At 61.3% G+C, this 13,800-nt stretch carries 8 protein-coding genes; 6 read left to right on the top strand and 2 right to left on the bottom strand.

The genetic code is table 11. The annotated features are described in order from the left end of the window. Positions 1-102: 102 nt before the first annotated feature. Complete coding sequence (gene ppsA / locus I5S59_RS06080) at positions 103-2,478, bottom strand: phosphoenolpyruvate synthase (RefSeq protein ID WP_128326086.1); 2,376 nt, start codon at positions 2,476-2,478, stop codon at positions 103-105. Positions 2,479-2,655: 177 nt separating this feature from the next. On the opposite strand from ppsA, the gene ppsR reads away from it, so the two are divergent. Then, positions 2,656-3,474 (top strand): pyruvate, water dikinase regulatory protein, encoded by an 819-nt coding sequence (gene ppsR, locus I5S59_RS06075; protein ID WP_128326085.1) that lies wholly within the window; start codon positions 2,656-2,658, stop codon positions 3,472-3,474. 60 nt (positions 3,475-3,534) lie between these two features. Here ppsR and I5S59_RS06070 read toward each other — a convergent pair whose 3' ends face one another. Beyond that, the gene (locus I5S59_RS06070) at positions 3,535-8,400 is read right to left on the bottom strand and encodes an NAD-glutamate dehydrogenase (RefSeq protein ID WP_197875816.1); all 4,866 of its coding nucleotides are present in this window, start codon (positions 8,398-8,400) and stop codon (positions 3,535-3,537) included. Between the two features lie 350 nt (positions 8,401-8,750). On the opposite strand from I5S59_RS06070, the gene I5S59_RS06065 reads away from it, so the two are divergent. The 5 genes from I5S59_RS06065 (at position 8,751) to I5S59_RS06045 (ending at position 13,799) form a co-directional block, all read left to right on the top strand. Then, on the top strand, positions 8,751-9,104 hold the full coding sequence (locus I5S59_RS06065) for a hypothetical protein (RefSeq protein WP_128326083.1): 354 nt from the start codon (positions 8,751-8,753) through the stop codon (positions 9,102-9,104). A 74-nt stretch (positions 9,105-9,178) separates the two neighbouring features. Next, the gene (locus tag I5S59_RS06060; protein WP_128326082.1) at positions 9,179-9,889 is read left to right on the top strand and encodes a FadR/GntR family transcriptional regulator; all 711 of its coding nucleotides are present in this window, start codon (positions 9,179-9,181) and stop codon (positions 9,887-9,889) included. A gap of 118 nt (positions 9,890-10,007) precedes the next feature. Then, positions 10,008-11,201, top strand: a complete 1,194-nt coding sequence (lhgO, locus tag I5S59_RS06055; RefSeq protein ID WP_128326081.1) for an L-2-hydroxyglutarate oxidase — start codon at positions 10,008-10,010, stop codon at positions 11,199-11,201. Positions 11,202-11,247: 46 nt separating this feature from the next. Continuing rightward, a complete protein-coding gene (locus tag I5S59_RS06050) occupies positions 11,248-12,576 on the top strand; it encodes an MFS transporter (RefSeq protein WP_197875815.1) in 1,329 nt (442 codons plus the stop codon). Positions 12,577-12,839: 263 nt separating this feature from the next. Continuing rightward, positions 12,840-13,799 carry an AAA family ATPase gene (locus tag I5S59_RS06045; protein ID WP_045187310.1) on the top strand — a complete coding sequence of 320 codons (960 nt, stop codon included), beginning with the start codon at positions 12,840-12,842 and terminating at the stop codon, positions 13,797-13,799. The last annotated feature ends 1 nt before the right edge of the window (position 13,800 follow it).

The raw sequence follows: 13,800 nt of genomic DNA, 5'->3' as shown, positions 1-13,800 counted from the left end.
TTCTTGCACGAAAAAGGGCGGGAACCATCACTGGTACACGCCCTGGAAAACGGTCGGAACCTTCACCGCGCCCGAGGCGGGTGAAGGTTCCGGTTCAGCGTATCAGTTCGCAGCCTCGCCTTCGGCGAGGAAGAACCAGGTCTCGAGTACCGAGTCCGGGTTCAGCGAAACGCTTTCGATACCCTGCTCCATCAGCCACTTGGCCAGGTCCGGGTGGTCGGATGGCCCCTGACCACAGATACCGATGTACTTGCCCGCCTTGTTGCAAGCCTGGATGGCATTGGCGAGCAGCTTCTTGACTGCAGGGTTACGCTCGTCGAACAGGTGAGCGATGATCCCCGAGTCGCGGTCCAGGCCCAGGGTCAGCTGGGTCAGGTCGTTGGAGCCGATGGAGAAACCATCGAAGTACTCGAGGAACTCTTCGGCCAGGATGGCGTTGGATGGCAGTTCGCACATCATGATCACGCGCAGGCCGTTGTCGCCGCGCGCCAGACCGTTTTCGGCCAGCAGGTCGACCACCTGGCTGGCTTCGCCCAGGGTACGCACGAACGGCACCATGATCTCGACGTTGGTCAGGCCCATTTCGTTACGCACGCGCTTGAGTGCGCGGCACTCAAGCTCGAAGCAGTCACGGAAGGTTTCGCTGATGTAACGCGAAGCACCACGGAAGCCCAGCATCGGGTTTTCTTCTTCCGGCTCGTAGAGCTTGCCGCCGATCAGGTTGGCGTATTCGTTGGACTTGAAGTCCGACAGACGCACAATCACCTTTTTCGGCCAGAACGCTGCGGCCAGGGTGCTGATACCCTCGACCAGCTTCTCGACATAGAAGCCCACCGGGTCGTTGTAACCGGCGATGCGCTTGTCGACGCTCTCTTTGAGCTCCTGCGGCAGGCCCGCGTAGTTCAGCAGTGCCTTGGGGTGCACACCGATCATGCGGTTGATGATGAACTCCAGGCGCGCCAGGCCGACACCGGCGTTGGGCAGCTGGGCGAAATCAAAGGCACGGTCGGGGTTACCGACGTTCATCATGATCTTGAACGGCAGATCGGGCATGGCGTCGACAGAGTTCTGCTTGACGTCGAAGCCCAGTTCGCCTTCGAAGATGAAGCCAGTGTCGCCTTCGGCGCAGGAAACGGTCACGCCCTGGCCATCCTTGAGCAACTGGGTGGCGTTGCCGCAACCGACCACTGCCGGGATACCCAGCTCACGGGCAATGATCGCCGCGTGGCAGGTACGTCCGCCACGGTTGGTGACGATGGCGCTGGCGCGCTTCATCACCGGTTCCCAGTCCGGATCGGTCATGTCCGATACCAGCACGTCACCGGCCTGGACCTTGTCCATCTCCGAGACGTCCTTGATGATCCGCACCTTGCCGGCGCCGATGCGCTGGCCAATGGCACGGCCTTCAACCAGAACGGTACCGGTTTCCTTGAGCAGGTAACGCTCCATGACGTTGGCCTGGGCGCGGCTCTTCACGGTTTCAGGACGGGCCTGAACGATGTACAGCTTGCCGTCGTCGCCGTCTTTGGCCCATTCGATGTCCATCGGGCACTTGTAGTGCTTCTCGATGATCATCGCCTGCTTGGCCAGCTCGCTGACTTCGGCGTCGCTCAGGCAGAAGCGTGCGCGGTCGGCCTTGTCGACATCAACGGTCTTGACCGAACGACCGGCCTTGGCTTCTTCGCCATAGATCATCTTGATCGCTTTGCTGCCCAGGTTACGGCGCAGGATGGCCGGACGGCCCGCCTCCAGCGTGCCCTTGTGGACATAGAATTCGTCCGGGTTGACCGCGCCCTGAACGACGGTTTCGCCCAGGCCGTAGGCGCCGGTGATGAACACGACATCACGGAAGCCCGACTCGGTGTCGAGAGTGAACATCACGCCGGCTGTTCCGGTTTCCGAACGCACCATGCGCTGCACACCGGCAGACAGGGCCACCAGCTTGTGGTCGAAGCCCTGGTGCACACGGTAGGAAATGGCGCGATCGTTGAACAGAGAGGCAAACACTTCCTTGGCGGCACGGATGACGTTGTCGACACCGCGAATGTTCAGGAAGGTTTCCTGCTGGCCGGCAAACGAGGCGTCTGGCAGGTCTTCGGCGGTGGCCGAAGAACGTACGGCGACGGCCATGTTCGGGTTGCCTTGGGACATTTCAGCAAACGCGGTACGGATTTCGCTGTTCAGCCGCTCGGGGAACTCGGCTTCCATGATCCATTGACGGATTTGCGCACCGGTACGGGCCAGGGCGTTGACGTCATCGACATCCAGTGCGTCGAGCGCAGCATGAATCTGCGCGTTCAGGCCACTCTGTTCGAGGAAGTCACGGTACGCCTGAGCCGTAGTGGCAAAGCCGCCGGGGACCGATACTCCGGCACCTGCGAGGTTACTGATCATCTCGCCCAGGGATGCGTTCTTGCCCCCCACATGCTCCACATCATGGACGCCGAGCTTATCGAGGGAAACTACGTACTCTACCAAGGTGATCTCTCCACTAACTGTGTTGGAAAAGCTCAGGTCGCCCGCCTGCCTGCTCTGGCTTGACCGGGCGCTTGTGGCCTGGACCTGGAAAATAAGTGAGAATGCCGACAACCAGCGTTCGGCAAACCGAACCTATCATAAACAAGATTTGTCACCAGCTTAAGGCCCAAGGCGCAAATGAAACGATCTGCTTTCTTTATCTCCGATGGCACGGGCATCACCGCCGAGACGCTGGGACAGAGTCTGCTGGCCCAATTCGATAGCATTCCGTTCAATAAATTCACGCGTCCGTATATCGACAGCGTGGAAAAAGCGCGGGCCATGGTACAACAGATCAATAGCGCAGCTGAACGCGATGGCATGCGCCCGATCATCTTCGACACCATCGTCAACCAGGATATCCGTGAGGTGCTGGCCACCTCCAACGGCTTCATGATCGACATTTTCTCGACCTTCCTGGCGCCGCTGGAGCAGGAGCTGACCGCCCACTCGTCGTATTCGGTGGGCAAGTCCCACTCCATTGGCGGCAATTCCAACTACATGGAGCGTATCGAGGCGGTCAACTTCGCGCTGGACAACGACGATGGCGCCCGCACCCACTACTACGACAAGGCCGACCTGATCCTGGTCGGTGTGTCACGTTGCGGTAAAACCCCGACCTGCCTGTACATGGCCATGCAATTCGGCATTCGCGCAGCCAACTACCCGCTGACCGAAGACGACATGGAACGCCTGCAACTGCCCGCCGTACTGAAAAAGCACCACAACAAGCTGTTCGGCCTGACGATTGATCCGGACCGCCTGACGGCCATCCGTCATGAGCGAAAGCCCAACAGCCGCTATTCGAGCTTTGCCCAGTGCGAATTCGAGGTGCGCGAGGTGGAGAACCTGTTCCGTCGCGAGAACATTCCCAACATCAACTCCACACATTTCTCGGTGGAAGAGATCTCGGCGAAGATTCTTGTCGAGAAGGGTGTAGAACGCAGGTTCAAGTAACCCCCTACAAGGTCAAAAAAAGCCCCGGCAATTGCCGGGGCTTTTCATTTCAGCTCAGACTCAAGACGGCACCACCGCCGCCTGACCGCTCAGGGCCAGATCCACCAGCTCACGGTTCGCCACCGCATACATGGCGTAATCGTTACCGGTCGCGGCACGCAGTTCGTCGAGCATCGCACGCCAGCGCTCGACCATCACACGGTGCTGCTCCAGCCACAACGCCACCCGCGCATCCATGTCGTCGGGGGCATTGGCCATCTGCAGTACCGAGATGGTGATCGCCCGCTGCTGCAGGTCGATGTCATCGCGGAAGGCCTCGCGCGCCAGCGCCTGCCAGTTGCTTTCCACCGACAGGTTGCTGATTTCCTGCAGGTACCAGGTCAGGTCCAGGGCACTGCCGACCGCAAAGAAGGCCTTGGCCACTTCCGCCGGATCCCGGCCAGTGACATCGGAGGCTTCGATGATCGGCAACAAGGTGTACAAGTGCGTGGTGCCTGCAACCATGCGCGCCAGCAGCTCCGGCACACCCGCTTCAACGAAGCTTTGGTAACGGGTCATCCAGCGCTCGCGGGTCGGCCCTTCCAGCAGCTCATCAAGCTTGAGCCCCAATTGCGCGATCTTCGGCCCGAAATGCGCAACATCACGCCCGGCATCCTGCTCATTGCGACGGCTGCGCAGGAACCAGCGCGTAGCCCGACGCCCCAGGCGCATCAGCTCATCCATCAGGGTCAGCTGGATGTCGGCCGAGACCTGGTAATCCAGGGCTTCGATCTGACGGAACCAGTGCGGCAGGTGGAAGATGTCACGCACGATCACGTAGGCACCGGCGACATTCGCCGGGCTCATGCCGGTGGACTCTTTCAGGCGCTGAACAAAGGTGATGCCCATGTTGTTGACCAGATCGTTGGCGATCTGGGTGCTGACGATCTCGCGCTTCAGGCGATGGCGACGCATGGCCTCGGCGAATTTGCTCACCAGCGACGGCGGGAAGGCCGTTTCCATGTCACGGGTCAGGTAGTCGTCATCCGGCACCAGCGACTTGAGCAACTGCTCCTTGAGGTCGATCTTGCTGTAGGAGATCAACACCGACAGCTCGGCACGGGTCAGCCCCTGATTGGCGGCCAGACGCTCCACCAACTGCTCTTCGGTGGGCAGGAATTCGATGGCCCGGTCCAGCTTGCCACGGCTTTCGAGGTCAGCCATCAGGCGCTTGTATTCGGCGATCCGCTCACGGGCACGACGCGCCGCCAACGACAGCGCCTGGGTCTGCTTGTAGTTGTTGCCCAGCACCAGGCCAGCAACTTCATCGGTCATGCTGCCCAGCAGCTGGTTACGCTGCTTTTCGGTCATGTCGCCAGCCTGCACCACTTCGTTGAGCAGGATTTTGATATTGACCTCGTGATCGGAGCAGTCCACACCACCGGCGTTGTCGATGAAGTCGGTGTTGGTGGCACCGCCATTGAGGCCGAATTCGACGCGCCCCAACTGGGTCATGCCGAGGTTGCCGCCCTCGCCCACCACTTTGCAGCGCAACTCGTTGCCGTCTACGCGCAGCGCATCGTTGGCCTTGTCGCCGACATCGGCGTGGCTTTCCTCGCTGGACTTGACGTAGGTGCCGATGCCGCCGTTCCACAGCAGGTCAACCGGCGCCTTGAGCAAGGCGTTGAGCAGCTCGGTCGGGGTCAGCTTGTCGGCGTCGATGGCGAAGCGTTCTTTCATCTGCGGCGTGATCGCGATGCTCTTCGCGCTACGCGGGAAAATCCCGCCACCTTCGGACATGATGCTGGTGTCGTAATCGCTCCAGGCCGAACGCGGCAGGTCGAACAGGCGCTTGCGCTCGGCGAAGCTGCTGGCGGGCTCCGGATTCGGATCGATGAAGATGTGCAGGTGGTTGAACGCGGCCACCAGTTGCAGCTTCTCGGACATCAGCAAGCCGTTACCGAACACGTCGCCGGCCATGTCGCCGACGCCAACCACAGTAATCGGGTCTTCCTGGACGTTGATGCCGCGCTCACGGAAGTGACGCTGTACGCCCACCCAGGCACCGCGGGCCGTAATGCCCATCTTCTTGTGGTCGTAACCGGCCGAACCACCGGAGGCAAAGGCATCCCCCAGCCAGAAGCCGTAATCGATGGCAATGCCGTTGGCGATGTCGGAGAAGGTCGCCGTGCCCTTGTCGGCCGCAACGACCAGGTACGGGTCGTCATCGTCGTGACGCACGACGTTGGCCGGCGGCACCAGGGCGCCGTCCTTGAGGTTGTCGGTGATGTCCAGCAGTCCGGAAATGAAGATCCGGTAGCAGGCGATGCCTTCAGCCTGAATATCATCGCGGCTGCCACCCAGCGGCAGACGACGCGGCAGGAAGCCACCTTTGGCACCCACCGGGACAATGACCGAGTTCTTCACCTGTTGGGCTTTTACCAGACCCAGCACTTCGGTGCGGAAGTCTTCTTCACGGTCCGACCAGCGCAGACCGCCACGGGCCACGTTGCCGAAACGCAGGTGCACGCCTTCGACCCGCGGCGAGTAAACGAAGATCTCGAACTTGGGCACCGGCTTGGGCAGCTCGGGAATCAGTTTGGGGTTGAACTTGAAGCTGAAGTACGACTTGGCCTGGCCCTGGGCGTCGGTTTGATAGAAGTTGGTCCGCAGGGTCGCCTTGATCAGGTCCAGATAGCGACGCAGGATGCGGTCTTCGTTGAGTACCTGAACATCATCGAGCGCGGTGAGAATCGCTTGTTCCAGGCGCAGTTGCTTGTCGTCCAGGTCTTCACTGGAGAGCTTGCGCGCCAGGTAGAAGCGGGTCTTGAACAACCGGGTCAGCTCGCGGGCAATGTCGGTATGGTTGTTCAGGGTGCTGGCGATGTAACCCAGGTCAAAGCCCAGACGGATCTGCTTGAGGTAGCGTGCATAGGCTCGCAGCAAGGCGACATCGCGCCATGGCAAACCGGCAGTCAGCACCAGGCGGTTGAATGCGTCGTTTTCCGCATCGCCCTTGACGATGTGGACAAAGGCATCCTGCAGGGTGTCGTTGAGCTGCTGGATATCCAGGTTCAGGCCTTCGCTGTAGGTGAAGGCAAAGTCATGAATCCAGAATTCGCGGCCGTTGGCGTGGCGCAGGCGATACGGGAACTCACCGAGCACGCGCAGGCCGAGGTTTTCCAGGATCGGCAAGACGTCCGAGAGCGCCAGCGGCGTATCAGCGTGGTAGAGCTTGCAGTGCAACTGCTGTTTGCCGGCCTGGGTCAGCGGCTGGTAGAAGCTCATCACCAGCGGCTTGCGATCGGACAAGGTCAGCACATGCTGCATGTCGACCACCGCCGAGTGCGCAGCAAAGCGTTCGCGGTAGCCAGCAGGGAAGCCTTTCGGGAAGTCGGCGAGGATATTGGTGCCCTGGGCTTCGCCGAAGCTTTCGACGGTCAGGGTGGCGTAATCGTCCTGCCACGAACGGCAGGCCTGGATGACTTCGTTTTCCAGCTGCAGCGGGTCGATATCGATGCGGTTTTTCGGGTCGACGCGCAGAATCAGCTGCACGCGCGCCAGCACCGACTCGGAGAAGAAGGTCCAGAACTCGCAATCGCTGGCTTTCAGGCGATCCATCAGCACCTGCTGGATCTTCTGCCGCACTTCGGTGGAGTAGATGTCACGCGGCACGTAGGCCAGGCAGTAGCAGAAGCGACCGTAGGGGTCTTTGCGCAGGAACACGCGGATCTTGTTGCGCTCCTGGATCTGCACGATCGACATGACAGTGGTGAACATCTCATCCACTGGGGTCTGGAACAGATCATCGCGCGGCAGGACTTCTAGGACTTGCGCCAGTTCTTTGCCCAAATGGGCTTTCGGATCAAAACCGGAGCGGCGCTCGACTTCGGCCACCTTGCCACGGATGTAGGGGATGTTGCGCACGCTTTCGCCGTACACCGACGAGGTGTACAGGCCCATGAAGCGGCATTCCTTGATGACCTTGCCGTCGGCATCCAGCTGGCGGATCGACACATAGTCCGGGTAGGCCGGACGGTGCACGCGGCTCGGGTAAGCGGCCTTGGCGAACGACAGCAGCAGCGGCTCGTTGAGGTAATTGACCGCGTAATCTTCGATGCGCAGGTCTTCGGCGGTGAGGCCGGCGCGCAGCAAGCGGGTCAGCCCCAGGAACGACTGCTCGTCATAAACCAGCTGGCCGCCCTCGGCATCCGCCTGGACCACAAATTCTTCATAACCGAGGAAGGTGAAGTGGTTGCCCACCAGCCATTGCAGGAAGTCCTTGACCTCGGATTTCTCCGCCTGAGCCGGGGCATAAGCGGTTTGCTCGACCAGCGTCAGCAGATCGCGCAGCTTGGCTTTCATCGGCTCGAAATCGGCAACCGCAACGCGCACTTCGGCCAGCACCTGTTCCAGCTCGCGGGTCAGCACATTGAGCTCGGCAGCGTTTGCACAGCGGTCGATTTCCAGGTACATCAGCGATTCTTGCGAAACGCCCTCGCCGTGAGTGCCCTTGGGCAGGATTTCCAGCAGCTCCCCCTTGGCCCCGCGACGCACGCTCAGTACGGTGGTTTGCAGGGTATGGATGCTGTAGCCGCGGCGGTTCAGCTCGGTACGTACCGAATCGACCAGAAACGGCAGGTCATGGTGCAGGACTTCCACAGCCGTGTGGGTCGACTGCCAGCCATGACGCTCGTAATCGGGGTTGTAGACATGGACCTGCGGCTGGGCAGGGTCGAAACGCTCGATAATCCGCCAGGCAGACAGGGTGCAACCGGCCAGGTCGGAAAGGCGGCGCTGGGTCAATTCGTCAAGAGAGATGATGCCGAAGAACTGTTCGGCGAACAGCGCCACTTGTGGCAGTGCCTGTTCGCTGATGTGCTGCGCCAGGGCCGCTTGCAGTTGATGCTGGAAGTCGGCTTTGCTGGCTGCGGTGAAAAACGCCATCTGTGGTACTCCGCTTGGGCTTTGTTTTTGAGTGAAGCGTCGCGCGCGTCCGCCATCTACGGATCAACGATAGCCAACCCGTAGCAGGAGGACAGTAAAACCACCAGGAACGGGTGCAAAACGCGACTCATGAGTCACATACCCCGTCCCCAAGATGGGCATCTGCAAAAACGACTGCGCCGCACGGCGCTGTGTCTTTACGGGTGACCATCGACAGCGCAGCTTAACGAGACCCCGCCCGCCCCTGCTTGCGGTGCTGCGACATATTCGGTCATTGAGGTGCAGGTCCTCGTTTATCCAGGCGCCGAAGACTGGCAGAATCGTGTTTCAACTTATTTATCGAGCCGCTCATGCAACTGACCACCGCCCTGCTCTTCGCCACCCCCTGCGATGATGAAGAAGACAACATGGCCACCTTGTGCTGCCACAGCGACAAGGGCCAGATGTTCCTCATGACCCGCTACCCGGACGAAGATCGCGTGGACATCACCCTCGACGACCATTACGCCCCCGTCGAAGGATTGAAGGTCACCCTGAGCAAAACCCGCTTGCTGGTCGAGGTGGCGCCACTGGATGCCGACGCGCTGGGTGGCGACGATCACCTGGAAATCATCCTGAGCAGCGACGGCACCGACTTTGCCGAGGTCGAAGAAACCCTGCAGAACATCCTCAAGGGCACGGGTACCTACGTCAGCGAGCTGTAGACGTGTTGGCGGTTTCTTGACAAGAGGCCGCCTCGAAGGCATTGTCTGACAACCTGATTAATGAGCAATACCCCATGCTTGAGCTTCAGCGCCCTGACACGCTGGTCGAACGCGTCGTCGGTGCCATCCGTGCAGAGATCGATTCCGGACGCCTGGCGGCCGAATCGCGCCTGCCCACTGAACAGCAACTGGCCGAACAGCTGAACGTCAGCCGTTCGGTGGTGCGCGAGGCAGTGGCCCAGCTCAAGGCCGATGGTGTGTTGATTGCCCGCCGCGGCCTGGGTTCATACATTTCCCAGACGCCGACCGGCACCGTGTTTCGCTTTCCCCAGGGACAGGGCCGGCGCCCGGACCTGGTGCAGATGTTCGAAGTGCGCCTGTGGATCGAAACCCAGGCTGCCTCGGTGGCCGCCCAGCGCCGCGACGCCGCGGACCTGGCACGGATGAACAAGGCCCTGCAGGAGATGCTCGACAAGCGCAGTGATTTTGCTGCTGCGGCGGCTGCCGATGTCGAGTTCCACCGTGCCATCGCCGACGCCAGCAAAAACGATTACTTCGTGGCCTTTCACGACTTCCTGCGTGGTCAACTGGCCGCTGCGCGCAAGACCGCCTGGGAAAACTCCGCCGCGCACTCGGTGGGCGGCTCGGCGGATGCCAACCGCGAGCACCAGGCGCTGTACCAGGCCATCGCCGATGGCGATCGCCACGCTGCCGCCGCTTGCGCCGAGGCACACCTGCGCGCATCGGCCAAACGCCTGAAACTGGAATTGCCAAGCATCGATTGAACCCTTGATGTGCACGTATTAGCGGGCGCTTGTATAGAGCGCCCTTTTGTTTGACCTACTTAGTCTGACAACCTGATAAGCAGACTCTCTGATAAGAACAAACCAAGGTGACACCTGCATGATTTACGACTACTGCATCATCGGCGGCGGCATCGTCGGCCTCGCCACCGCCATGGCGCTACTGGAGCGCCAGCCCGGTGCCTCGCTACTGATCCTGGAGAAGGAAGCGAGCCTGGCCCGGCATCAGACCGGGCACAACAGTGGTGTCATCCATGCGGGCATCTACTACGCCCCGGGCAGCCTCAAGGCCGACCTGTGCAAGCGCGGCGCCGAAGCCACCAAGGCGTTCTGCACCGAGCACAAGATCAAGTTCGATGTCTGCGGCAAGCTGCTGGTGGCTTCCACACCGCTGGAAGTCCAGCGCATGCATGCACTGTACGAGCGTTCGCAGCAGAACGGTTTGAAGGTCGAGCGCCTCGATGCCACCGAACTGCAACGCCGTGAACCGAACATCGTTGGCCTGGGTGGCCTGTTCCTCGATGCCACCGGCATCGTCGATTACAAACAGGTGTGCCAGGCCATGGCCCGGGTCATCCAGGCCGCCGGTGGTGAACTGCAGCTGTCGACCACCGTGCGCGCGATTGTCGAAAGCGGCGACTGCGTCACCATCAGCAGCGACGACAAGGTCTGGCAGGCCCGTCAACTGGTAGCCTGCGCCGGCCTGCAATCGGATCGCCTGGCGGCGCTTGCGGGGGTGAAGATCGATCACCAGATCATCCCCTTCCGCGGCGAATACTTCCGCCTGCCGGCCAGCAAGAATGACATCGTCAACCACCTGATCTACCCGATCCCCGACCCGGAACTGCCGTTCCTTGGCGTGCACCTGACGCGGATGATCGACGGCAGCGTGACCGTCGGACCCAACGCCGTACTGGGCCTGGGCCGTGAGAACTACAAGAAGTTCTCGGTGAACTGGCGCGACGTGGCCGAGTACGCGCGCTTCCCCGGGTTCTGGAAAACCATCTGGGCCAACCTGGGTTCCGGTACCACCGAAATGAAGAACTCGCTGTTCAAGGGCGGCTACCTGGAGCAATGCCGCAAGTACTGCCCGTCCCTGAACATCGAAGATTTGCTGCCCTACGAAGCCGGCATCCGCGCTCAGGCGGTGATGCGCGACGGCACCCTGGTCCACGACTTCCTGTTCGCCGAGACGCCACGCATGGTGCATGTCTGCAACGCCCCCTCGCCGGCCGCCACCTCGGCGATCCCGATCGGCCAGATGATCGCCGACAGGATCTTCAAGACACGCTGAAACGCTGCTGCACACCATAACTACAAAGACAAAAAGGAAACCTCCGATGTCGGTACATGAGGCGGCCGTGGCCGCGACAGAAACCCCGGAACAGACTAAAAAGCGCCTGCGCAAGGTTGCTGCTGCGACTATCTTCGGCTCGATGCTGGAGTGGTATGACTTCTACCTGTACGCCACCATGGCGGCGATCGTCTTCTCGAAGGTGTTCTTCGACCCCAGCAACCCGGCCGTGGCCTCGCTGCTGGCGTTCTCCACCTTCGCCATCGGTTTTATCGCCCGCCCCTTCGGCGGCATCCTGTTCGGCTACCTGGGCGACCGCTTCGGCCGCAAACAGGTGCTGGTCATCACCTTCTGCCTGATGGGCGTGTGCACCACCGTCATCGGCTTGATCCCCAGCTACGCCTCCATCGGCATCTGGGCACCGATCATCCTGGTGCTGGTGCGAATCATTCAGGGCCTCGGGGCTGGCGCCGAACTCTCCGCCGCAGCCGTCACTTCCTATGAGCATGCCAGCGAAGGCAAGCGCGGCAGCCAGGGTGCCTGGCCGGCGCTGGGCCTGAACCTGGGCCTGCTGCTGTCGTCGCTAACCGTCTACGTGCTGACCATGAACGGCAACGACTTCCTGCTCTCGGGCGGCTGGCGCATCCCGTTCATCTGCAGCATCGTGCTGGTTGCCGTCGGCCTGTGGGTACGCAGAAGCATCCCGGAAACCCCGGACTTCAAAGAGCTCGACAAAACCCCGAGCAAAGCCCAGGTGTCGCCGCTCAAACTGCTGTTCAAGAACGACCTCAAAGGCCTGGCCGTGGTGTTCTTCGTGGCCATCGGCTACAACGCCCTGAGCTACATCTTCAAGACTTTCTCACTGGCCTACCTGACCCAGTACAAAGGTGTTGAAGCTCATGTCACGTCGCTGTCGGTGACCATTGCCAGCCTGGTGGCGATCATCGCCGTGCCGTTCTTCGGCTGGCTGTGCGACAAGTGGAGCAGCAAGACCGTGCTGATGCTTGGCGGGATTTTTTCGGTGCTGTTCGCCTACCCGTTCCTGGCGCTGCTCAACACCGGCGAACCGATGATGATCTACCTGGCCATCGCAATTGGTACCGGCCTCCTGGCGCCGATGATGTTTGCCCCGCAGGGTTCGTTCCTCAGCCGTCAGTTCCCGACCCAGACCCGCTCTTCGGGCTTCGGTACCGGCCGCGAGATCGGTACCGCCGTGGCCGGTGGCCTGGCACCGCTGGGCGGCCTGGCGCTAGTTGCAAGCTCCACCACCCACTCCACCGACGGTGTGGCAGTCATCCTCGCGGTAGCGGCGGTGCTGGTGGTGGTGTTCGCCCTGTGTGACCAGGGCCGCAAGCACTCAAGCTTCAAGAACTGATCACCTGTAGGAGCCAGGCTTGCCGGCGAACCAGGCACCGCGGGGCCCCTGATGCACCGCGTCATCTTTTTTCGCGGGCAAGCCACGCTCCTACAAGTTTGGGTGCACCGCAGACCTGTAAGCGGATTGACCGGCACGCCAGTTATTCGCACAAAATTACGTGTCGCCGTTAGTCGCCAGGGCCCCGGATAGATTAAAGTGTCATCCCCTGCCCGGGCGCTTTTACGCCGCACGCCCTGGCCTTAGTCCAGGAACCTTCATCGATGGAACACCGTGAGGCACTGATCGCGCTGCGCACCTTTCTTTCCACCCAGATCCTTGGCCAGGAAAAACTCGTCGAGCGCCTGCTCATCGTGCTGCTGGCCGACGGCCACATGCTCGTCGAAGGCGCCCCCGGGCTGGCCAAAACCAAGGCCATCAAGGAACTGGCCGAAGGTGTCGAAGCCGAATTCCATCGCATCCAGTTCACCCCCGACCTGCTCCCGGCCGACATCACCGGTACCGAGATCTACCGCCCGGAAACCGGCAGCTTCGTGTTCCAGCAGGGGCCGATCTTCCACAATCTGGTGCTCGCCGACGAAATCAACCGGGCTCCGGCCAAGGTCCAGTCAGCCCTGCTTGAAGCCATGGCCGAGCGCCAGGTCAGTGTCGGGCGCAGCACTTATGAGCTGTCGCCATTGTTCCTGGTAATGGCCACACAAAACCCCATCGAGCAGGAAGGCACCTACCCCCTGCCTGAAGCCCAGCTCGACCGTTTTCTCATGCACGTGAAAATCGGCTTCCCGGACGCATCGGTAGAGCGGCGTATTCTCCAGCAGGCCCGTGGCGAAGCACTCAATGGCGAAGCCAAGCCCGAGCGCCGGGTGAGCCAGCAAGCGATCTTTGCCGCGCGCAAGGAAATCCTCGGCCTGTACATGGCCGATGCGGTGGAGGAATACCTGGTCCAGCTGGTGATGGCCACTCGTACCCCGGCCAAGTTCGACCTGGAACTGGCCGACTGGATCGCCTATGGCGCCAGTCCACGCGGCTCCATTGCCCTGGACCGCTGCGCACGGGCCCACGCCTGGCTGGCAGGGCGCGACTTCGTCAGCCCGGAAGATATCCAGGCAGTGCTGTTTGACGTACTGCGCCACCGCATCATTCTGTCCTTCGAGGCCGAGGCCGCCGGGATCGACCAGGACCGGGTGATTCAGCGCATCCTCGACGTCGTCGCTGTCGCCTGAC

The organism is Pseudomonas alkylphenolica (assembly GCF_016009175.1).
Taxonomy (GTDB): Bacteria; Pseudomonadota; Gammaproteobacteria; order Pseudomonadales; family Pseudomonadaceae; genus Aquipseudomonas; species Aquipseudomonas alkylphenolica_B.
The sequence above is the reverse complement of the archived record's forward strand: the minus strand, read 5'-3'. Positions and strand labels throughout refer to the sequence as shown.

Bases quoted from the DNA above. Each gene is read 5' to 3' on its own strand.
- ppsR (WP_128326085.1), top strand. From the start codon at position 2,656: ATGAAACGATCTGCTTTCTTTATCTCCGATGGCACGGGCATCACCGCC.
- I5S59_RS06070 (WP_197875816.1), bottom strand. From the start codon at position 8,400: ATGGCGTTTTTCACCGCAGCCAGCAAAGCCGACTTCCAGCATCAACTG.
- I5S59_RS06065 (WP_128326083.1), top strand. From the start codon at position 8,751: ATGCAACTGACCACCGCCCTGCTCTTCGCCACCCCCTGCGATGATGAA.
- I5S59_RS06060 (WP_128326082.1), top strand. From the start codon at position 9,179: ATGCTTGAGCTTCAGCGCCCTGACACGCTGGTCGAACGCGTCGTCGGT.
- lhgO (WP_128326081.1), top strand. From the start codon at position 10,008: ATGATTTACGACTACTGCATCATCGGCGGCGGCATCGTCGGCCTCGCC.
- I5S59_RS06050 (WP_197875815.1), top strand. From the start codon at position 11,248: ATGTCGGTACATGAGGCGGCCGTGGCCGCGACAGAAACCCCGGAACAG.
- I5S59_RS06045 (WP_045187310.1), top strand. From the start codon at position 12,840: ATGGAACACCGTGAGGCACTGATCGCGCTGCGCACCTTTCTTTCCACC.